This is a genomic window from Methylonatrum kenyense (genome assembly GCF_023195885.1).
Taxonomy (GTDB): Bacteria; Pseudomonadota; Gammaproteobacteria; order Nitrococcales; family Aquisalimonadaceae; genus Methylonatrum; species Methylonatrum kenyense.
In genome coordinates, this window is record NZ_JALPKO010000008.1 from 128864 (window position 1) to 150775 (window position 21912).

Genomic DNA, 21912 nt, shown 5'->3' on the forward strand with positions numbered 1-21912 from the left:
AGCCGCGTGTCATCCTCCTGCCCCCCCGGCAATGGGGGGTCACGGTCTTGATCGAGGTGACCCGAACGCCGCATCAATTCGTCGTCGCACCCGCTCCCGGCCGACCCGGCAACGCCATTCCGGATTTCACCGTTAACGTGTTCGCAGACCGAAACCAGGCTCCTGGCGCCCGTAAAGCGTGACCGTGACACCTCCCCAACCCTGGATTTAGCAGACACTGCGCGACGCCCCATCAATGATCACTCCAACAGCCCCTGTCTCGCCTGGGAAAACACTGATTTATTCGCACACCTGCGTTGGAGCCCGCATCGTTCCGGTGCAAGGCGCGCTGCATCGCGCCTTGCCAGATGACCAAAACCGGTCTCGGGCGCAGACGTGGGAATAGATCAGTGTTTCCCTAGCAGACTAGCACCAGAGCCGCGCTTGATGAGGTGGTAAGGGATCGGACCGAATAACGGCGTCCGCATCCGCGACGGCGCCGGCAAAGGAATTCTGTTGTGGGCAAAACAACAAGTGATTAGGCTTTGAATAGACCCCGTCATCGCTAGCCTGCATCACGGGTGCTGGTGAGACGGTGATTGGCGCTCGCAGCCAACCGTGCTTGGCAGGCGCAAACACAGGACTCCCTTCTGCCATTCGCGAGGTGGTACGTGCCCTGTCAATGCCTCCCCGTCAGCAGCCGCCCTCAGGTTCTTGCGGCCCGGACCGATCAAGCCGTGGCGAATCGCGATGCGGCTCGCGGGCTCGTTGAAGGGGCCTGCGTATGAATGTACTCGGTATAACCGATAGTTTTACGAGCGGTGCCGCAGTGGTCCGCGACGGTGAAATCGTCGCAGCAGTCAACGAAGAGAGACTGGACCGCAACAAGATGTCGATGGGATTTCCGCGCCTGAGCATTGCGGAAGTCTTGCGAATTTCGCAGCTCGAAGCGAGACAGATCGACGTGGTCGCGGTCGCCACGAACAACCTGTTCTGGCGAGCCGAATGCCTCCCCTATAACGATCCATACCGGGAATCCGACGCGCGCGGGGCAATGCGCGATAGGTTTCTCAGCCTGGGCGGAACCCTATCGAGGGTGGCCGGAAACTCAACCCTCGCCCGTAAGACCTATTACGGTTTGAAAACCGTTTTGACCGGTGAGCGCAGGAAACAGGTTCACGAGGAATTGAAACGGCTCTTCGGTATCACCGCGCCAGTCAATTTCATCGACCACCACGTCTGTCATGTCGCCTCGGCCTATTTCACCAGCGGCTTCGAACGCGCCACCGTCATCACCCATGACGGTGCGGGCGACAGCAAGTGCTCCCGTGTCGTGCTAGCGGAAAATGGTGAGTTCACGCACCTCAAGGCACTGGACAGTTATGACTCCGTGGGCAATTACTACGCCTACATCACCCACCTTTGCGGCTACAAGGCCCATAAACATGAAGGGAAAATAACCGGCCTGGCTGCGTATGGGGAACCTGAATACCTCGACATCCTGAAACAATTCGTTGCATGGAATGGAGATCGGATCCGGAACACCGGCAAGGCGTTTGATCATTCCGCGATTCGAAAACTCGAGAAGGCACTCCCTGATAACTTTTCAGCGGAAAATCTCAGCGCCAGCATCCAGCTGCTTCTCGAGCAGTCCGTTGCCAGCTTCTGCGATCATTGGGTTCGAAAGACCGGCGTTCAGGATGTCGCCCTCGCCGGCGGGGTGTTTGCCAATGTAAAGCTCAACGAGCGGGTGCATGAGCTCGACTCCGTTCGCAACCTGTTCGTACATCCAGGCATGGGCGATGAAGGCCTGGCTGTCGGTGCCGCCCTGTTTGAACACAAGCGGCTGCGAGGTTATGTCCGGCGCCCGGTCATCGGAGACGTCTACCTTGGCGCCGGCTACACGAAAGACGCGGTCGCCCAGGCAATTCAGGGCGCCGACGGTTTCCGGGAACTCGAGCTGCACGACAGTCTTGAACGGACTGCGGCACAGATGCTCGCCGATGGCAAAGTGATAGCGCGAAGCGCCGGACGCATGGAATACGGCCCCCGGGCACTGGGCAACCGCACCATCATGTATCAGACGACCGATGCAACCGTGAACAAATGGCTGAACGAACGGCTGTCGCGCACCGAGTTCATGCCCTTTGCACCCGTGACACTTTGGGAGGAACGTGAAAGCTGCTACAAAGATCTGGCAGGGGCTGAAGACAGCGCCCGCTTCATGACCATCACCTTCAACTGCACCGACCAGATGCGCCGGCAGTCCCCTGCCGTGGTGCATGTGGACGGCACTGCGCGGCCCCAGTTGATACGGCGGGAAGACAATCCGTCGTACTACGACATTCTGGCCGAGTATCGAAAGATCACCGGCATCCCGAGCCTGATCAACACCAGCTTCAACATGCACGAAGAACCCATCGTGAACACTCCCGAGGAAGCCGTCAGGGCATTTCAGCACAGCAAGCTGGATGCCCTGATACTGGAGGACAGAATCCTTGTACCGGCCTGATCGGCACAGACGTCACCCGGAGATTTCCACCATCCCCGGGGGTTCGCGCCTGCTCGCGGCAACACCTGAGGGCACCAGGGCAGGCTCAAGATTCTTCGAACGCAGGCCGAGATAATGGGTTCAGACTGAGATGAATCACGGCACGACATCCGGAATGGCAGACACCCCCTGCACCACACCCGTTGATGGACATGTGCATTTCTATGCAATCGAACGCGCGGCGCCAACCCTCAATGCCGCTCTTGCGAACTTCCTGGCCCTGGGCCGACCGGACACCCAGTACGTCGGCACCCTGATACTCACGCAGAGCTCTCGGGAAAACGTTTTTGAAACCATGGCGGCCCGCAGCAGCTGCGGCGGCTGGATGCTGAGCCGAAGCAGGTCCGAGCCGCATAGTCTGATCGCGGAACGCGGCGGCAGGGCAATTGCCGTCATCTGCGGCCGCCAGATTCGTTGTGATAACGGCCTGGAAGTGGCCGCCCTCGGGACCACGGATGCGTTCCCGGATGGACAACCCCTTGGTGAAACGCTTGCTCGTGTTCGGGACTCGGCTGCCTTGGCGGTGATTCCCTGGGGTTTCGGAAAGTGGAGCGGAAAACGCGGAAAGGCGGTCGAACAGGTACTGCAGTGCCATACGCCCGACTCGCTTGCGGTTGGTGATAATGGAGGAAGACTGCGCCTTGCCGGCGAGCCGTCACTGATCCGAAAGGCCAGGGACATCGGCTACAAGGTCCTGCCCGGCAGTGACCCGTTTCCGTGCGGCGACGATTTCCGCAGGGTTGGGGCATTCGGTTTTCTGATCGGTCTGGTCCCGAGCACTGCCTCACCATGGCGGGACATCTCCAGGTGGCTGAAGGCGCAGAAAAAGTCCCCTGACGGATACGGGCAGGCGGTTAACCCGGCCAGATTCCTTGCCAACCAGATCGGGATACGACTCCACAACCGGCGGCGCGGGAACATCACGCCATGAAGGTGCTGGTGGTCGCGCCGCAACCATTCTTTTCCCCGCGCGGCACGCCGTTCAGCGTCTATTACAGAACCCTGGTGACATCAGAGCTCGGGCATCAGGTCGACGTCCTGACTTACGGACAGGGAGTGGACGTGGAGATACCGAATGTCCGGCTGGTCCGCATTCCGGCATTCAAGCTCTTCGGCAAGGTCAAGACCGGCCCTTCGGTGTTCAAGTTGTTTCTGGACGCATTCATGCTTGCCTGGACGGTGGGGCTCATGCTGCGGAACCGCTACGACGTCGTGCATGCGCACGAGGAGGCCGTGTTCTGGTGCCGGTGGCTGAAGCCGGTTTTCAGAAACCGGCTCATCTACGACATGCATTCCAGCCTTCCGCAGCAGCTGAAGAATTTTGATTTCACCCGGCTGCGCCTGGTTCATCAGTTGTTCGAGGGGCTCGAAAACAGTGCGCTGCGGGCATCGGACGCGGTCATCACCATCTGCCCGGCACTTCATGACCACGCAAAGACCATAACCGGCAAGCATGACAAATTGCTTCTCATCGAAAATTCCATCTTTGATCCGATTCAACTCGCTCCGGGGCAGAACTCGACAGAAGTCCACGGCGGCAGCGAAACCTCAGCCGAGGCCGTTGCGGCGGACGCGTGGTTACGTAGGCGTCAAACGAACGGCACGATCGCCTATGCGGGGACGCTGGAAGCCTATCAGGGAATCGACAAGCTGCTGGAGGCCTTCGCCGTCACACTGCGAGACGTACCGGAAGCCAGTTTACTGATCATCGGTGGCCTGCCCCGCCAGGTGGAACACTACCGCAGACGCACAGAGCAGCTTGGCACGAAGGACCATGTGTACTTCACCGGGCAGTTGCCACAGACGGATGCACAACGCCTGGTCGCCGGGGCGGCGGCCTGCGTGTCTCCGAGGTTTTCCGGGACCAACACGCCGCTGAAGATCTATCACCTGATGGCCAGCGGCGTCCCGCTGGTAGCAACCCGTATCGATTCTCACACCCAGGTCCTGACAGACGAGATCGCCACGCTCACGGATGCCGACATTCAGGGACTTGGAGCCGGGATGACGCAGGTCTTGAAGGCGCCGGAAGCGGCGCGCGACAAGGCAAGCAAGGCGCAGGACGTCTACCGCGACCGTTATTCGCGCGATGTCTACGTCGGCAAAATGCAGACCCTGTTCGATCTAGTAAGTTAGTAGTAGAGAACATCAATTACACCGGGTGGGAGCATGGCGCAGACCGATCAGCGCACGGGGGAGGTCGCAGGCCCTCGGACTGCCGCAGTTCGTGACTACTGGGAACGGCATGTCGATAACTGGAAAATCGCCACGTCAGCGCCCGGTACGCGCGAATTTTTCGAGGAAATCGAAGCCTACCGGTTTGAAAAGCTGACCTATCTTGAAAGCGTCATCGACTTTTCCGGTTTTCGCGGCAAAACGCTACTTGAGGTTGGCTGCGGTGTTGCCAACGACCTCTCGCGGTTTGCACGGGGAGGCGCCCTGGTAACCGGAATCGACATCGCGCCAAGGGCTATAGAACTTGCCCGCCTCAATTTCTCGCAACGGGCACTCCAGGGTGATTTCGCGATCATGGACGGAGAAGCAATGGGCTTCCCCGATGCCTGTTTCGACGCGGTTTACTGTCACACGGTGTTGCATTTCACGTCGAACCCAGGGGCCATGATCCAGGAAATCCACCGGGTTTTGAAACCCGGTGGATTGGCGATGCTGATGATGGTCAACCGCAGGTCCTGGATGAACCTGCTGAGAGTTGCGATGCGCGTTGAAGTGGACCATCTCGACGCACCGGAATACCACCGCATAACGCCAACGGAATTTCGCGCGAAACTCAGTCCATTCAACGAGGTGCGCATCACTCCGGAGCGGTTTCCCGTACCCACGAAGGTGCACGCCGGCCTCAAGGCCTCACTATTCAACATGATTTTCGTCAACACCTTCAACGCCCTACCGAAATCCTGGACGCGACCGCTGGGGCACCACCTAATGGCTTTCTGCCGGAAACAGCGGAACTAGGAAATGCGCTCCCGGACGGACGCTCTGGATAAGAAATTCGAGGTGCTGATCCTCGGGGGCGGTATCCACGGCGTCGCCCTCGCCAGAACGCTTGCGCAAAGCGGCGTCAGCGTCGCTCTGGTGGAGCGAGGCGATTTTGGGGGCGCGACCACACGGAATTCCCTGAAAATCGTGCACGGCGGCCTCCGCTATGTTCAGCATCTGGACGCCCGCAGAATTCGCGAGTCCGTCCAGGCACAGCGAGCCTGGCTTGCAGCTGCCCCGCATCTGGTCCGCCCCATGCGATTCACCATGCCGACCATCGGTTGGGGCGTGCGTAGCCCGCTTGCGTTAGCGGCAGGGGCCCTCGCCTACCGGTTGCTTGGCGGAAGCAGCCGGCAACGAAGCGCTGCCGGGGCGCAGATGCCGGATGCCCTGATGCAAGGCAAACGACACTTCGCGGAGGCCTTTCCCGAGGTCAAAGGTGACCAGGTCAATGGCTGCATGAGCTGGTTTGACGCGCAAATTCTGGATTCCGGCAGATTGGTTACCGCATGCGTCGAGGATGCCGCAGCAGCCGGCGCGGTAACGCTGAACCATGTTGAAGCGGTCTGCCTCCGGATCACGGGCAACCGGGTCAGCGGAGGCTTGGTGCGCGATTGCATCACCGGGGAGGAGCTGGAGGTCAGGTCGAAAATCACGGTTGCCACGTTGGGGGCCTGGGGTGACGGACTGGCGCAACGCTCCGGATTACCGAAAGTGCGAGGCGCAGGCATGACCTGGACCAAGAACGTCAACCTGGTCCTGAAACGGCGGATCGTTGCCGGCGGCGCGGTGGCTTTGATGAGCAGGCAGCGCAGTGACGGCCTCTTCGGTCGTGCCCCTCGCCTGTATTTCGTCACCCCGTGGCAAGACACCTCGATCGTGGGCACGACACACCAAGCCTATCGGGATGAGCCTGACAGCGTCACAGTCAGCCGGGAAGAGGTCAATTCCCTGTTGTTGGATATCAATTCGACGCTGGATGGGCACCACCTTCGAATCGAAGATGTCGCATCCCTGCATATGGGCCTCACACCATCTGAACGTGCCGGCAGAAGTCGGGCGAAGCGAACGATGATCACCGATTACCGAGCACAGTGCGGCATCACGGGTTTCATCGACGTTGCTCCCAACAAATACACCACGGCGCCCACCGTGTCGTCGCGGGTGGCAGCGTTGGTGCTGGGAATTCTCGGGCGGGAAAATCGGCAACCCGCCCCCTTTGCCCAACCAATGTCCGCCACGCCGGAGCATGCGAGCGATCCCGAATCTCCGGATAGCCTGGCCAGCCCGAATGACGGCCACGATGCCTGGGTAAGGACAATTTACGGGCGCAGGGCAGACGGGATTCTGGCAATCCAGGCGATGGAAAGTGGCGGCGATGCACAGCGTCGTATGTTTCGCGCGCGTGTAATCCACGGCATAAACGAAGAAGGTGCGATACGGCTCGGGGATGCGATCTTCCGCTGTTCGGACCTTGCCGAGCGAGGGAGGTTGAGTCCAGACGACCTGGCCTGGTGCCTAAACTGGATGAAAAAGCATTTCGGCTGGACGCACGACCGAAGCCGTCAGGAACTCGGCCTCGTGCTCTACCGCTTGCGAAAACACATGAGTGGCGGCCCCGACATGGATTGGTCGTCGGACTTGTTGACGCGCATGGTAGACAAACGGGCTGGCGAACGGGCCCGGCCATAGGGGTGGGAAAAACATGAAGGCCATCGTGACCGGAGCGACAGGGTTCACCGGGTCCGCATTATGCCGTCGATTGGTTGCGGACGGCTGGGAGGTGACGGCCTTTGTCAGGGAGTCACCGCGCGTCGCACCATTGCGAGCCTTGGGTATAGATTGCGTGGAAGTCGACATAACCGATGTGGACAGCGTGCGCAATGCGATGACACCGGTAGATTGCGTCTTTCACATCGCGGCACTGTTCAGAACCGAAGATGTGGATCGGAAGCAGTTCAAACGCGTGAATGTCGATGCCGTGGAGTATGTCGCTGGCGCAGCATGGGAAACGGGTGTGGGTCGTTTCGTGCACTGCTCCACCGTTGGCGTGCAGGGGCAAATCGATGATCCTCCCGCCGATGAAACGTACCGCCCGCGGCCCAACGACCATTATCAGAGCACCAAGTGGCAAGGAGAGCAGGTCGCCCGTCGGTACATCGAAAACGGATTACCCGGCGTCGTCGTCCGTCCAGCCGGCATTTATGGCCCCGGGGATATGCGCTTTCTGAAACTGTTCAAGGCCATTGAGCACAACATCTTTGTGATGATCGGCAACGGGAAAACGCTTTATCACCTGACTTACATCGACGATCTCATCGACGGATTCATGCTGGCCGCGGAAAAACAGGAAGCCCTTGGCGAAGTCTTCACCATCGCCGGGCCTCGCTACACGACAGTCCAGGAACTGGCCGATACGGTGGCGCGCATTCTGGAGAAAAAGCCCCCCAGATTGCGGGTACCACTCTGGCCAGTCCAGGTTGCCGCCAAGGCCTGCGAGGCCGTTTGCCGTCCATTCGGAATAAATCCGCCCTTGTATCCGCGCCGGGTTGAGTTCTTCGCAATGGACCGGGCGTTCACGACGGAAAAGGCGCAACGGCTGCTCAACTATACCCCCCGATTCGACATCCAGGATGGTCTGACCGCCAGTGCCAAGTGGTATCGCAAGGAAGGCCTGTTAAAGAAATAAATGGACAACACCTATAATTCGAACAATTCTGGAGCAGATAATTCGCCACACAAGGCGATTAGATAACGACGCAGGAGATTGCAGGAAGCCCGCAACGTAGCCGTCGGGAATGGTTCGACCCAACTCGGGGAGCGCGCCTGTCCTGGGGCGGCGGCGGTGTTTCGCCAACGGGAACTTGATCTGGGCGACGTAAGTGGCGACTCAATTCCCGAGAGGAGGGGTGTGGCCGTGGACCTGTCGATTATCGTCCCGCTCTACAATGAAGAAGAAAGTGTCGTTGCACTGCATCGCGCGGTGTCGGCGGCGGTTTCGCGCCTCGGCCTAACTTATGAAATCCTGTTTGTCGACGACGGCAGCGATGACAACACGGTTGCACAGGCCCGCGAGATTGCGGCGACCGACCCGCACCTCAAGCTGATCCTCTTCCGTCGGAATTTCGGCCAGACACCGGCGATGGCCGCCGGAATCGACTATGCCCGCGGAGACATCCTTGTCACCATGGACGGCGACCTGCAGAACGACCCCGCAGACATCCCTCTCCTGGTAGAACAGATCCATGCGGGTTTCGACATCGTTGTTGGCTGGCGCCACAAACGTCGCGACAACCTCATCACGCGCAAGATCCCCTCGCGAATGGCCAACTGGCTGATCGGCAAGGTGACCGGGGTTCCGATAAAGGATAACGGCTGCTCCCTAAAGGCCTATCGGGCCGATGTGATCAAGCACATCCCCCTGTACTCGGAAATGCACCGGTTCATTCCAGCCATGGCATCGATTTCCGGCGCGCGCGTGGCGCAGATACGCGTCAGGCATCACGCTCGCGCCTTCGGACAATCCAAGTACGGGATTTCACGCGTCTACAAGGTGCTGTTAGACCTGCTCGGGATCAAGACCGTGACAGCCTTCGCCAGCCGTCCACTGGTGTGGTTCTCGAAGCTCGCATTTCCCCTGTTGATCATAAGCGCCAGCATGATCGGGTACAGCGTATACGCACTTGCCAGCAGCGGGACCATGCCAATCCCCGTCGCGGGAGTCGGTTTGCTGCTCGGCACGCTGGCAGCCTTCCTGCTGATGAGCGGGGTCCTTGGCGAACTGATATACAGGACAGGCAACCTTGATCTCGGAAGACTGGCAATGCTGACCATGGACCGCCATCCGGGCCCGGAGGCGGCAGGCTCAGTCCATGACGTGGAGCGGCGTGATGAGCGGCAATGATCCCATGCTCTCGGTATTGATTCCTGTCACGGAACGCTATGACGATCCGGAAGCACTCATCGACGCGTATGAGCGGGCGCTGTCCACCCTCGCCGGGCCGTACGAGATCATCTACATTCTCGACGGGGAGTACGAGGACACGCGACGGACCCTGGAACGGCTGCAGGCGGCGGGGAAACCGTTGCGGGTCCTTCAGCTATCCAAGAGCTTTGGCGAGGCCACGGCGCTTACCGCCGGGTTCGACCATGCCCGGGGCAATGTCCTGATGACTCTGCCCGCCTACTTCCAGGTAGAGCCTGAATTCCTTCCCGCGATGGTTGAAGCGCTGGAGGGTAACGACATGGTCATCGCCCGACGCTGGCCACGAACTGACTCCACCTTCAACCGCTTTCAGACAGCCCTTTTCAACCGGCTGCTCGGCATGTTTACCGGCGTGCACTTTCGCGACCTGGGATGCAGTGCCCGCATATTTCGCCGCTCCGTCAGCGAGGCCGTACCCCTTTACGGCGACCAGCACCGCTTCATGCCGGTGCTCGCATCGCGGCAGGGATTCCGCGTCAGGGAGATCGACCTGCCGCAGTCGTCGAGGGACAGTTACCGGCGGTTCTACAGGCCCGGCGTCTACCCCCGCCGCGTGCTGGACATGCTAACGGTCTTTTTCCTGATCAAATTTACCAAGAAACCGCTGCGCTTCTTCGGCCTGATCGGCAGCGGCACTGCGACACTGGGTGGTTTACTCCTGCTTTACCTCATCATCGACCGAATCGTTTTCGGTTCCTCATTGGGCGATCGCCCGGCGCTGCTGCTGTCGTCGCTGATGGTGGTGCTCGGTGTGCAGATTTTCGGTCTCGGTCTGCTGGGTGAATTGATCATCTTCACCCATGCCCGGGAACTGAAGGAATATTCCGTTCGCGAAATCGTCAATGACGACCTTGACCCGGCACCGTTGGCACGGGCCGACCCTATGGCACCGGCGGCGCCTTCGCCTGATCAAACCGAGGCGTCCAGCAGATCTGCATAGACACAGGAATAACCCGCCGCCATCCGGCTGGCACTGTAATGCGCCGCAAAATGCGCGGCCCCGATCGCGGTATCGCCGGCCTCAACACCCGTTCCGGCAATGTCCAGCAACAACTCCGCCCAGGCCGACTCATCCGTCACCGACAGCAGTCGTGCCGACGGTACCGCCTTGAGCACCGCCGGCAGCCCGCCAACGGCGTTGGCAAAGATCGGCAGGCGCGCCCGTAACGCCTCCAGCACGGTTATCGGCAGACCTTCGGTCAGCGATGGCATGACCAGGGCATCGAAGTGCGGCAACAATGCGGCGGCGTCCTCCCGGTAACCGCCCAACCGCACCATATCGCTGAGGTCCTTTTCGGCAATGGCGCGCTCCAGTTCCGAGCGCTGCGGCCCGTCCCCGACAATCAGCAGCCCAATCCCGGATAACGCATGCCGGTGGCGGCCGATGATCCGCACCAGCCGGTCGAAGCCCTTCTCCGGCGACAGCCGACCGACGGCAATCAGGTTCACGCGGTGGGACCGCTGCCATGCCGCCAGATCATCCGGTAGCGGGATTACCGGCGGTGTCTCGCTCGGGATGCCGTTGGCAATGAATGTACAGTGCGCGGAAGCGGCCAGCGACGGCGGCAGGTCTGCGCGCATCCGCTGATTGACAATGACCACGCGGTCAACCCGCCGCAACAGCGCCCGGTCGACGGATTCGTACAGCGCCGATCGGGTCCAGCGCGGCGCCCGCACATAGCCGTGCAGCGTGCAGACCAGGGGCAGGCGGCGAATCGCCCGGGGCCAGATACCCGCCAGGACGTTGAATTTGTAGCCATGCGAGTGCAGGAGCTGAAAGCCCTGCTCGCGGGCCCAACGCAGGATCTTCCAGGCCTGATGCAGATTCAGCCCCGGTCGCATGCGCCAGACCGTCACCGGCACGCCCAGGCGACGTGCCTCGGCCTCGAGTGGTTTCTCCTGCACGCCGTGTTCGCCGGCGCTGAGAATCAGCGGTACAACCCCCTGCCGTGCCTGCTCATCTGCCAGCGCCAGCAGCATGCGTTCAGCGCCGTACAATCCGCCACTGTCGATCAGGTGCAGGACCCGGAGCGCCATGACTCAACCTTCTCTCGGTGTCCAGGTCACCCGCTGTTCTCCTCGCAAGTAGGCGTATGCCGCGCGGGCGCAAGCCAGGTTCAGCAGAGTGAAATAGAAGGGCACCATGCGCCACCGGGGCAACGGCCCACGGCTCCCGTGGGCCTGCAAGGCAACCCCGTAGAAGCCGATCTGCGCGGCCGCGGCCAGCAGGTAAATGCCGCCATCGGCAAGCAGGACAAGATTGCTGAGCAGCGCGGCGAGCAGGGGCAGGAAGGCAAGATAACGCAGCAGCTTGTGCGAGATGAGTTGCAAGGCGAAAAGGGGCCGAGCCAGCGGGTTCATCAAATGCGCCATGTCCCGCAGCGCATGCAACGCCCGCAGTGTCACCCGGACCCGCATGCCGAACTCGCTGCCCGAGTCATCCAAAGCCGGTTCACGCAGTACTGCGTCAGGCTCGTGGATGACGCGGTAGCCGGCTTCCACGACCTTCAGTGGCTGCACGAAGTCGGGCAATTGGTTGGCCGCCAACGGCTGATAGAGATCCCGCCGCATGGCATCGATGCCACCGTCCACGCCAACAACCGACCCGACCGCAGTCTCCTGCCGCCAGAGCCAGTTCTCGTAACGCATGAATGCGCTGGAACCGTCACCAACCAGCGAACCATCCGGATGGGTGTAGAGCATACGCCCGCTGACATAGCCCACCGTGGGGTCGGCGAAATTGCGAACCAGCTTTGCCAGCGCATCCTGCGCCCAGATTGAGTTGGCGTCGGAAAAAGCGACGACCTCGCCCCGGGCAGCGTCGACAAGACGATTGAGCCCGGCGGTCTTGCCCTGTCGCGAGGACTGGCGGAACAGATGCAGCCGCACCCGACTGCCCGCGGCAATGGATTCAACGATGGCGTCGGTGCCGTCGTCGGCGGCATCGGACACCACGAGGATCTCCAAACGGTCCGCCGGGTAATCCAGATCCAGTTTGTTGTGCAGCGTCTGTTCGATCACCGCGGCTTCGTTGTAGGCCGGGATCAGGATGCTGACCCGCGGACGGTGATCTTCCCGCAAGGCCACGGGTCTTGCGCTGCGGGCCAGAATGGCAAGCAGGAGCGGATAGCCCAGGTAAATGTAGAGCAACAGGGCCAGGGACAGCCAAAAGATCCATTCCACCACCGCTCAGACTACCCCCGGTCACGACGACACCAACGCTCGCCTCAGTCTTGCCGGAGGATTATGGTTAATCAAGCAATAAAACGGGGATTGATTCGGGCGACCGCTTTAACTGCCGAGGCATGCCAATGAGCACCATTGGAACGTTCAGTTACGGCTTGTGCGCGATCGCCTTCGGCGCGCTGGCTGCGCTGATCCTGCTGAATTGGCAACGCACGTTGTTCGGCAGTGCTCTGCTCATCGCCAGCCTGATCACCGCCGCCTGGGCCGCCATCCTCGCCTGGGCCTCGTGGCAACCACAGCTGGCCGCATTATGGGTTGAGACAGCGGAAGCGCTGCGCACCCTGGGCTGGCTGGCACTGCTTGCCGTCCTGCTGTCCCCCGCGCGGTCCGATAACCGCTGGATCGGCACCCTGTCAGTGGCCGCCGTCATCGCGCCGCTGGGCCTGCTGCTGCTGATCGCATGGCAGCGTCTCGCCGTGCAGTCGGGCATGACACCGTTCGGCGACGGCATCCTCACCGCGTTATCGGCGGGCGGCCTGGGGTTCGGGCTGCTGGGTCTGGTCATGCTGGAGCAGTTCTACCGCAACCTGCCAGCGGAACGCCGCTGGGCCAGCAAGTTTCTGTGTCTGGGCGTCGGCGTGATTTTCGCCTACGACGTATTTCTTTACGCCAACACTTTCCTCTTCCAACAACTCGATACCATGACCTGGCTGGCCCGCGGTGCGGTGCAGGCGCTGGCTGCGCCGCTGATTGCGCTGGCCGCGGCGCGCAATCCGCAATGGTCTCTCCCGGTCTTCGTCTCGCGCCACGTTGCGTTTCACACGGCGGCAATTCTCGGGGTCGCCGGCTACCTGCTTCTGATCGCCGCCGGCGGCTACTTCATCCGTGATTTCGGAGGCAGCTGGGGACAGTTTCTGCAGATCGTGCTGATTGCCGGCGCGGTCATCGTCCTGTTGATCGTCATCGGCTCGCATGATGTGCGGGCAAGGCTGCGCATCTTTCTCAACAAGCACTTCTTCAGTAACAAGTACGACTATCGGGAGGAATGGCTACGCGCGACCCAGCGGCTGGCCACCGAGGATGACGGCAGTTCACCGCACCAGCGTGCCGTGCATGTGGTGGCGGATATCTTCGGCAGTCCTGCTGGCGTGGTCTGGCTGCGCCATGACGATGGCTTCGTGCCTGCCGGCGACTGGCGCTGGGATCTGCCGCCCGATGCGGTGATCGATGCCGGCGAAGCGCTGCCCGCGTTTCTTGAGCGCAGCCACTGGGTGATTGACCTGGCAGAGCTTCGACACAATCCGGAGCGTTACAACGGCCTGAGACTGCCGCCGACGCTAGAGCACGCGAAACGCCTCTGGGCGATCGTGCCATTGCTCCAGCACGGCCGCTTGCTCGGCTTCATTTCCCTGGCGCGTCCCAGCATCGACCCCGGCATCACCTGGGAGGATCGGGACCTGATGCACGCCCTCTCGCGCCAGGTGGCAAGCTATCTCACCCAGCACGAGCACGCCCAGGCCTTGTCCCAGGCCCGTCAGTTCGAGGCCTTCAACCAACTCACCGCGTTCCTGATGCACGACTTGAAGAATCTGATTGCCCAACAATCCCTGCTGCTGCGCAACGCGGAAAAACACAAGCACAATCCGGAATTTATCGATGACATGCTGGACACCGTCGGCAGCTCCGTCGAGCGCATGGAACGCCTGCTGGCCCACCTCCAGCAACGGCGGCAGCGCGGCGGAATCGCGCGAGTTGATGTGCACCAGGCCATAGCCGAGGCAGTCTCCCGCTGTGCGAGGAACCGCCCCACGCCCCGGTTCAGCCCTTCGGCGGAACGGATTCTGGTCGACGCCAATCGGGAGGAGCTGGTGATGGTTCTGGTCCATCTGATCCGCAATGCACAGGATGCAACGCCGGAAGACGGCGAGGTTCGCCTGCGTACGGAATGGAACGGCCGGGAATTGTCGCTGGAGGTCGCCGATTCGGGATCGGGAATGGGTGCGGATTTCATCCGCAATCAGCTTTTCAAACCGTTTCATACGACCAAGTCCACCAGGGGCATGGGGATCGGCGCATACCAGGTCCGCGAATTCGTGCATCGCGCGGGAGGGCGAGTTAATGTTGAAAGCAGGCTCGGCGTCGGCACAAGGTTCCACTTTACCCTGCCGGCACGGACCGCGAGCACAAGGGAATCCGCCGATTGCCCCGCCTCGGACCGGATCGACGAGTGAGTCGTGAACGCGGAAAAGTTATTGATCGTTGAAGACGATCCCGGGCTGCAGAAGCAGCTCAGGTGGTGCTTCGAGCAGTACGAAGTTGTCAGCGCCGACAATCGGGAATCGGCCATGGCGCAGTTGCGACGGCATGAACCGATGGTCGTGCTGCAGGATCTCGGGCTGCCGCCGGACCCGGATGGCATCAGCGAAGGCATGGCGACCATTGCCGAGATCCTCGGTGCCTCACCCAACACCAAGATTATCGTTGTCACCGGCAACGGTGACGAGGCAAGCGCAGTCAAGGCCGTCGGGCTGGGCGCCTATGACTTCTACGAAAAGCCGGTCGAGACAGAGACCCTCAACCTGATCGTCTCCCGCGCCTTCCACGTGGCACGTCTTGAGAACCAGAACCGCGAACTGATGCGCCGTCATCGTGCGCCACTGGATGGCCTGGTTACCGCAAGTCCGGCCATGCTCAAGGTCTGCAAGCTGGTGGAAAAGGTGGCGACCAGTGATGCCAGCGTCCTGCTGCTGGGGGAAACCGGCAGCGGCAAGGAGGTTCTCGCCCGTGCGCTGCACAAGCTGAGCGCGCGCCGGGACGGACGCTTCGTTGTCATCAACTGTGCCGCAATACCCGAGAACCTGCTGGAGAGCGAGCTGTTCGGCTTCGAGAAAGGTGCCTATACCGGGGCACATCGCCAAACCAAGGGAAAGATCGAGCTGGCCTCCGGCGGCACGCTGTTTCTCGACGAGATCGGCGATATGCCGATGGCACTGCAATCCAAGCTGCTGCGGTTTCTGCAGGAAAGGGTGCTTGAACGCCTGGGTGGCCGCACCGAGATCCCGGTCGATGTCCGCGTCATCTGCGCAACACACCAGAACTTGCAGGAGTTGATTGCCGACGGCGCCTTCCGCGAGGACCTGTATTACAGGATCAGCGAGCTGATCGTGCCCATTCCGCCGCTGCGGGAACGTGACGGTGACGCGGCCCTGCTTGCCAGGGCGTTCCTCGCGCAAGCCGCGGAACGTCACGGTCGCCGTGTGCGAGGTTTCACGCGGAATGCCCTGTCTGCGATCGAGGCTCATTCCTGGCCCGGAAATGTGCGGGAGCTTGAGAACCTGATCAACCGCGCGGTGATCGTTGCCGACGGCCAGTTGCTGGACATTAGCGATCTGGGGCTGGAATCGGACGCCGTCGAAGAGCAACCGCTGAACCTGCGTCAAGTGCGTGATGCTGCCGAGTGTCAGGCATTGAACACGGCGGTTGCCCGAACCGACGGCAACCTGTCCAGGGCCGCAGAATTGCTCGGCGTTTCACGGCCGACACTCTATGATTTGCTGAAGCGGCACGGCTTGCACAAGGCATAGATTCACCGGGGCAATCGACCTCGGGTCAGGAGGGTGGCGTGGCGGCGTTGTCCGGAAGATTCAAAGGTTGCCTGATTGCCGTGGCATTGCTCGGGCTGCTCGCAGCCTGCAGCCCCGATGTGTCGGAGTTGATGGAGCGGGCGGACCAGCATCGCGCCGATGGCCGCTACCAGTCCGCTATCGCCGACTACCGAAACGTGCTCGAGCTTGATGCGGATCATGCCGAAGCGCGGCTACACCTGGGCGAGACGGCCCTGACCATCGGCGATTACGTCGGCGCCGAAGAGGCCCTGCGGCGAGCCTTCCGGCTAGGCGTTTCGGCCGACCGCATCTACCCGTCATTATCCCGGGCCCTGCTCTGGCAGCAAAAGCCCGAGCAGTTGCTTGGTACGATAACCGTCGACGACTCCATGCCCGCACCGCTGCAGGCCGAACTCTTGGCGATGCATGCCGAGGCCCACCGGCAACTGCGACAGACCGACCGCTCCGATGAAAACCTCCGGAAAGCCCTGGCCATTGACCCCGATGCAGTGCCGGCCTTGCTGGTTGCCGGACGCCTGGCTCTGGATCGCGGATTGCTGGTCGAGGCCAAGGACTACGCCGACGAGGCGCGGAATAACGCGCCGCAATCCGCTGCGGCCTGGCTGCTGACGGCCCAGATCCAGCGCACGGCGCGGGACGTCAGCGCAGCAATTGACAGCTACCGCCAGTTGCTCGCGCTGGATGCGACCGACATTTCCACCGAGATGCACTTCATGGCCCGTGGCGCCCTGGCGGAGTTGCTCGCCTCGCAACGGGAGCTGGAAGCCGCGGAAAATGTCGTGCAGCACATGCTGCAGCAGGCACCGCGGCATCCGTATCCGAATTACCTGGCGGCGATTTTGGCGATCGAAACCGACCGATTGGCGACCGCCAACGATCATTTGCAGAGGGCAATCGCCGCGGCCCCGAACAGCCTTCAGATCAAGACCTCACTGGCCCTGCTGCGGCTGCGGCAGGAACGGTTTGCCCAGGCCACCGCACTGCTGCGGGAAGTCGTCTTTGCCCAACCCGAGAACATCGAGGCCAGAGTCCTGCTCGCAGCCGGCTATCGCGGCCTGCAGCAACCGCGACAAGCTACCCGGGTGTTGACCGAGGGATTGGCCCATGCAGACGGAGATCCGCGGATCATCGCGCAACTGGCGCGGGCCATGGACGGCGATGTCGCCGAGCTCAGGCAGGCAATCGAACAATTGAGCGAAACCGACGCGGCCGCGCACCAAATCCGCCTCGCCGCCGCCGAGGCATTCTTCGGTCGCGGCCAGACAGATGCTGCTCTCGCCATCCTCAGTGACATGCAGATACAGCACGACGAGGAATTGCTTGGGCAGCAGCTCCTGATTGTCGCATCGGTGCATCGAGGGGATCTCGATAAGGCCCTTCACGAAGCCCAAGCCTTGATCGACGCCTATCCAGGCAAGCCGCTAGGGTACAACCTGCTGGGCGGAATCCATTTTTTCAGCGAACGTCTAGACGAAGCCGAAGCAGCGTTCCGAAAGGCCGTTGCCCGGTCTGAAGGCGATCCGCAGGCCCATCTGAATCTCGGCCTGCTGGCCGAGGCGCGAGGCGACATCCCGGCCGCCATCCGGCACTTCCGGGATGGGTTGGAGCGGAAGCCCGGGAATATCCAGGCCATGCTGCAGCTGTCCGATCTGCTGCGACGCGGCGAGCAACATCAGGAGGCCCTGGCTTGGGCAGAGCAAGCCGCCCAGCTCGCACCGAATGACCTGCAGGCCAATGTTTTCATCACCCGGCAGCATCTGAGCATGGACAACCCCGAAGCGGCCGTTGCCAATGCCAGGGTGGGGCTTGAGCTGGCACCGGACGATGCGGCCGCCCACGGCGTCTTCGGTGTTGCGTTGCTGGCCTCAGGTCGCCCTGAGGAAGCCGCCGAAGCCCTGGCCGAGGCGACGCGGCTGGCACCGGATTCCCCGGATCTGCAACTGCAACTGGCCAGGGCACAGGCTGCCGCCGGCAGGGGAACGGCATCCGCCGAAACGTTCGAGGCATTGCTGTTGGCCGATCCAGCAAACGTGCAGGCGCGTTTGACGCTCGGAACCTGGTACATCGAACGCCAGGTCTACACGGATGCCATCAGGCATTACGAACAGCTGGCGGAATTGACAGAGCGGCAAAACCCGGTCGTACTGAACAACCTGGCTTGGCTATACCAGCAGGTTGGCGATGAACGCGATCTGGAAACTGCACAGGCTGCCCTGGAGCTGGCCCCGGACAATGCTGAAATCCTCGACACACTCGGCTGGATTGAGCACGGCCGTGGCCACCATGAAGCAGCGATCGGACGACTGAGCAAGGCGCATACAGCAGCCCCCGCCAATGCCCGGATCCGCTATCACCTGGGTGCAGCTCTGGTAGCAGACGGTTCGATCGAACAGGGCCGCCAGGCCCTACGGGAAGCCCTTGATATGGCCGGCGATGCCTCATGGGCAGAGGATGCCCGTGCGATGCTGGAGGCGGAGTGAATAGACTGTCGGATAATTTTACAGGCACTCGTCGTTCCATCATCCGCAATGCGCTGACAGTGGATGTCGAGGATTACTTCCAGGTCGGCGCCTTGTCCTCCGCTGTTGAGCCCGGCGACTGGGATCGCTGGCCCTCCCGCGTGGAACGGAATACCGATCGGCTGCTTGAATTGTTTGCGGAACACGGGGCCTCCGCGACGTTTTTCGTTCTCGGCTGGATCGCCGAACGTTACCCAGGCCTCGTCCTTCGTATTCGCGACGCCGGCCACGAGATCGCATCGCACGGTTACAGCCACCAACTCGTCTACACGCAAAGCCCGGCAACCTTCCGCCAGGAGACGGCGCGCTCGAAAGAACTGCTTGAGGACATACTCGGCACGCCTATCACCGGCTATCGGGCGGCAAGCTATTCGATCACGCCTGCGTCGCGTTGGGCTCTGGATATCCTGGTGGAGCTTGGTTTCAGCTGGGATTCGAGCCTGTTCCCCATCCGCCACGATGTCTACGGCATGCCCGGAAGCCCGGAGCTGCCCTATCGACTGCAGACCCCCAATGGCGGAGAACTGGTGGAGTTTCCGCTGTCCACACTGCGGTTGTTCGGTCAGCGGTTGCCCATTGCCGGCGGAGGCTACTTCCGGCTTTTTCCGTATTGGTTCAGCCAGTGGGGCCTCGACCGGATCAACCGCAACGGCAATCCATTCATCTTCTACCTCCATCCCTGGGAAATTGATCCGGACCAGCCCCGGGTCGACAACCTGAGTCTCAAGTCCCGTTTCCGCCACTACACCAACCTCGCAAGGTGCGAAAGACGGCTTGAAGCCCTGATCAGCCGATTCCGTTTCGGGCGAGTGCGCGATGTGCTGGACGATCTGGCGCTGCTGCCCGATAGGCCCTGACCGTTACAGCAAGTTGCTCCGGGCTTGCCGTTTCGCCGCAAGGTCAGTCCGCCGACAGGCTCGCAGCACAGGTCGGCCGCTGGCAAGGGGTCCGGATATCCGCATTCAACTGTCGAAATTCTTGACAAATCCCCGGCGACAGGCAAAACGAAACTCCTTAACTATTTGCTCTTCAATGTTTTTTTATATTGGAACCCATCTTGCTTTACCAATAACGGGTGGCGTCATGACGGCATGACGGCTCACGCAGGCCACAACTCTGCACCATTGAGGGTCTTGAGAATGAACAACATGAAAAAAATCTGTTATGCCTGTATTGCAAGCGCGCTGCTCGCCTTCGGCATGCAGGCGCAGGCCGGTCTGATTACGATCGATGGGGCCAGTGATGTCGGAAATATTTACACCATCAATTACTCGCTCGACGTGACCGGCGGAACCCTGACGGGTCTGACCGAATTCACGTTGAAGGAATTCGAACCCGAGCAGGTGGTCTTCGAGATCTACGCGAAGAACACGTCGACAACCGGGCTTGACCCGATCCGCTTCACGTCCTTCGCCTTTGACGCTTCACCCGCGGTTACGTCGGTCTCGCTGAAAACCACCGGTGACGTCTTCGATGGGGTGACACTGAAAGCCGACCAGGGTAATCCAACCAATGCCCCGCTGTCCTTGGACATCTGCGTATTTGCCGGCAGCAGCTGCGCCTCCGGTAGTGTCGGCCTGCTCGAAGGCCAGGATGACACGCTGAAACTGGCAATCGGTGGCGATTTCAGCAATGGCCTGGTACTCAGCGACTTCCTCGCCCGCTTCACCGGCGAACTGGGGTCGCACAAGGTGCCTCCGGCCAACGGTGGCACCCCGGTGCCGGAGCCCGGTGTGCTGGGCCTGCTCGGGCTGGGTCTGGCCGGACTCGGACTGGCCGCGCGCCGGCGACATAAGCGGATCGGTTGATTGTCTGAAAACCGACGCCTTGCAACAAGGGGCCCATCGGGCCCCTTTTGCTTTTCTTGCGATTCCCGGTCTCATCGTGAACGCTCAAGCCCATGGCGCCTTACTCCCGGGAACGGCCCAGCAGGTCCCGCAACTGCGCCCTGATACCTCGCAACTCGCGCCGCAATCCGCCGAAACCGTCGGTGATGCTGCCCACGATCTGGTCCACCTGTTGCTGGGTCAAACCGCCTGGCCCTGCAGGCGCGGCCTCATCCCGCACGCCCAGCTGGGCCATCGCCGAACCGGGCATGGGTCGCCGCCCAGTACCCCGCTCCTCGAACAGTGGCCACTCCAACTCGGAAGCCGCCACTTCGATGATACCGGCCGTCACTTGCTCGCGCTCCTCGACGAACGCCGTGAGCAGAGCCATGTCGCAGAGTGAGTTGATCAGTCGCGGAATCCCTCCCGCATAGCGATCCACGGCGTCATAGGCGCCTTCCGTGAAAAGATTCACCGAAGCCGCCCGTGCAATCCTCAGCCGGTGGCGGATGTAATCCTTGGCCTCATCGCGGCTCAGCGGACCGAGGTGGAAGCGCAGGCGGATGCGCTGGGCAAGTTGCTCCAGATTCGGCGACTGGATCACCTGCTGCAGTTCCGGCTGACCAACAAGGATAATGCTCAAAAGCTTCTGCTTGTTTGCCTCCATGCCGGCCAGCATGCGGATCTGCTCCAGCGCCGGATAACCGAGACTCTGGGCTTCGTCCACGGCCAGGACCACCCGCCGCCCACCCAACGCCTGCTGTTCAAGAAAGGACTGAAGGCGGTTCAGCAGTTCCACCTTGCCCTGGAGTCCGCTGATCGATTCACCAAAGGCGCTGAGAACTGCTTGCAGAAACTCGATGTCGTTGAGCTGGCTCTGGTGGATATGCGCCAGCAGGACACGATCGCTGAACTCGTCAATCAGCATATTGAGCAACGTGGTCTTGCCGGCGCCGATCTCGCCGGTAATGACCACGAAGCCGTCGCGACTCATGACCGTGTACTCGAGATAGGCCTTGGCTCGCGCGTGCGCCTGGCTGAGAAAGAAGAATTCGCTGTCCGGGATCAACCGGAACGGAAAGTCCTGCAGCCTGAAATGCTCAAGGTACATGCGGCTGTCCCGTGGCTCGGTATCTTAAGGAAACGCTAATTTATTCGCACGCCTGCGTTGGCGTCCGCATTTTTTCCGAGGCAAGGCGCGCTGCGCAGCGCCGCAGTCATTCTGCGGTCAAACAGCGTAACG

The 21912-nt window shown here is 61.3% G+C and carries 16 protein-coding genes; 13 read left to right on the forward strand and 3 right to left on the reverse strand.

All coding sequences use genetic code 11. The features are described 5' to 3' along the window. Positions 1-763: 763 nt before the first annotated feature. The 8 genes from M0534_RS10810 to M0534_RS10845 all read left to right on the forward strand — a co-directional run bounded on the left by M0534_RS10810 (position 764) and on the right by M0534_RS10845 (position 10452). Positions 764-2491 carry a carbamoyltransferase C-terminal domain-containing protein gene (locus M0534_RS10810; protein ID WP_248568442.1) on the forward strand — a complete coding sequence of 576 codons (1728 nt, stop codon included), beginning with the start codon at positions 764-766 and terminating at the stop codon, positions 2489-2491. A 154-nt stretch (positions 2492-2645) separates the two neighbouring features. Further along, complete coding sequence (locus M0534_RS10815; RefSeq protein ID WP_248568443.1) at positions 2646-3461, forward strand: hypothetical protein; 816 nt, start codon at positions 2646-2648, stop codon at positions 3459-3461. After that, a complete protein-coding gene (locus M0534_RS10820) occupies positions 3458-4666 on the forward strand; it encodes a glycosyltransferase family 4 protein (RefSeq protein WP_248568444.1) in 1209 nt (402 codons plus the stop codon). The genes M0534_RS10815 and M0534_RS10820 overlap by 4 nt, the downstream gene beginning before the upstream one ends. 33 nt (positions 4667-4699) lie before the next feature. After that, the gene (locus tag M0534_RS10825; protein ID WP_248568445.1) at positions 4700-5503 is read left to right on the forward strand and encodes a class I SAM-dependent methyltransferase; all 804 of its coding nucleotides are present in this window, start codon (positions 4700-4702) and stop codon (positions 5501-5503) included. A gap of 3 nt (positions 5504-5506) precedes the next feature. After that, the gene (locus tag M0534_RS10830) at positions 5507-7219 is read left to right on the forward strand and encodes an FAD-dependent oxidoreductase (RefSeq protein ID WP_248568446.1); all 1713 of its coding nucleotides are present in this window, start codon (positions 5507-5509) and stop codon (positions 7217-7219) included. Between the two features lie 13 nt (positions 7220-7232). Further along, positions 7233-8216, forward strand: a complete 984-nt coding sequence (locus M0534_RS10835) for an NAD-dependent epimerase/dehydratase family protein (RefSeq protein ID WP_248568447.1) — start codon at positions 7233-7235, stop codon at positions 8214-8216. Positions 8217-8444: 228 nt separating this feature from the next. Then, the gene (locus M0534_RS10840; RefSeq protein ID WP_248568448.1) at positions 8445-9431 is read left to right on the forward strand and encodes a glycosyltransferase family 2 protein; all 987 of its coding nucleotides are present in this window, start codon (positions 8445-8447) and stop codon (positions 9429-9431) included. Beyond that, complete coding sequence (locus tag M0534_RS10845) at positions 9418-10452, forward strand: glycosyltransferase (protein ID WP_248568449.1); 1035 nt, start codon at positions 9418-9420, stop codon at positions 10450-10452. Before M0534_RS10840 ends, M0534_RS10845 begins: the two co-directional genes overlap by 14 nt. Here M0534_RS10845 and M0534_RS10850 read toward each other — a convergent pair. Together M0534_RS10850 and M0534_RS10855 are read right to left on the reverse strand one after the other, a co-directional pair. Then, positions 10422-11549 carry a glycosyltransferase gene (locus tag M0534_RS10850; protein ID WP_248568450.1) on the reverse strand — a complete coding sequence of 376 codons (1128 nt, stop codon included), beginning with the start codon at positions 11547-11549 and terminating at the stop codon, positions 10422-10424. The two genes, M0534_RS10845 and M0534_RS10850, sit on opposite strands and share 31 nt — an antisense overlap. Before the next feature lie 3 nt (positions 11550-11552). After that, a complete protein-coding gene (locus M0534_RS10855) occupies positions 11553-12695 on the reverse strand; it encodes a glycosyltransferase family 2 protein (RefSeq protein ID WP_248568451.1) in 1143 nt (380 codons plus the stop codon). A 128-nt stretch (positions 12696-12823) separates the two neighbouring features. Here M0534_RS10855 and prsK point away from each other — a divergent pair, with 128 nt between their 5' ends. The 5 genes from prsK (at position 12824) to M0534_RS10880 (ending at position 20651) form a co-directional block, all read left to right on the forward strand. Next, positions 12824-14929: an XrtA/PEP-CTERM system histidine kinase PrsK gene (prsK, locus tag M0534_RS10860; RefSeq protein ID WP_248568452.1), complete on the forward strand. Its 2106-nt coding sequence runs from the start codon at positions 12824-12826 to the stop codon at positions 14927-14929. Between the two features lie 3 nt (positions 14930-14932). Next, entirely contained in the window at positions 14933-16282 is a 1350-nt protein-coding gene (prsR, locus tag M0534_RS10865) for a PEP-CTERM-box response regulator transcription factor (RefSeq protein WP_248568453.1), read from the forward strand. A gap of 38 nt (positions 16283-16320) precedes the next feature. Further along, a complete protein-coding gene (locus tag M0534_RS10870; RefSeq protein WP_248568454.1) occupies positions 16321-18804 on the forward strand; it encodes a tetratricopeptide repeat protein in 2484 nt (827 codons plus the stop codon). Then, the gene (locus M0534_RS10875; RefSeq protein WP_428348785.1) at positions 18801-19700 is read left to right on the forward strand and encodes an XrtA system polysaccharide deacetylase; all 900 of its coding nucleotides are present in this window, start codon (positions 18801-18803) and stop codon (positions 19698-19700) included. The genes M0534_RS10870 and M0534_RS10875 overlap by 4 nt, the downstream gene beginning before the upstream one ends. A 291-nt stretch (positions 19701-19991) precedes the next feature. Continuing rightward, positions 19992-20651, forward strand: a complete 660-nt coding sequence (locus M0534_RS10880) for a cistern family PEP-CTERM protein (protein ID WP_248568455.1) — start codon at positions 19992-19994, stop codon at positions 20649-20651. A 100-nt stretch (positions 20652-20751) separates the two neighbouring features. Here M0534_RS10880 and M0534_RS10885 read toward each other — a convergent pair whose 3' ends face one another. Beyond that, positions 20752-21780: an ExeA family protein gene (locus M0534_RS10885; protein WP_248568456.1), complete on the reverse strand. Its 1029-nt coding sequence runs from the start codon at positions 21778-21780 to the stop codon at positions 20752-20754. Between the last annotated feature and the right edge of the window lie 132 nt (positions 21781-21912).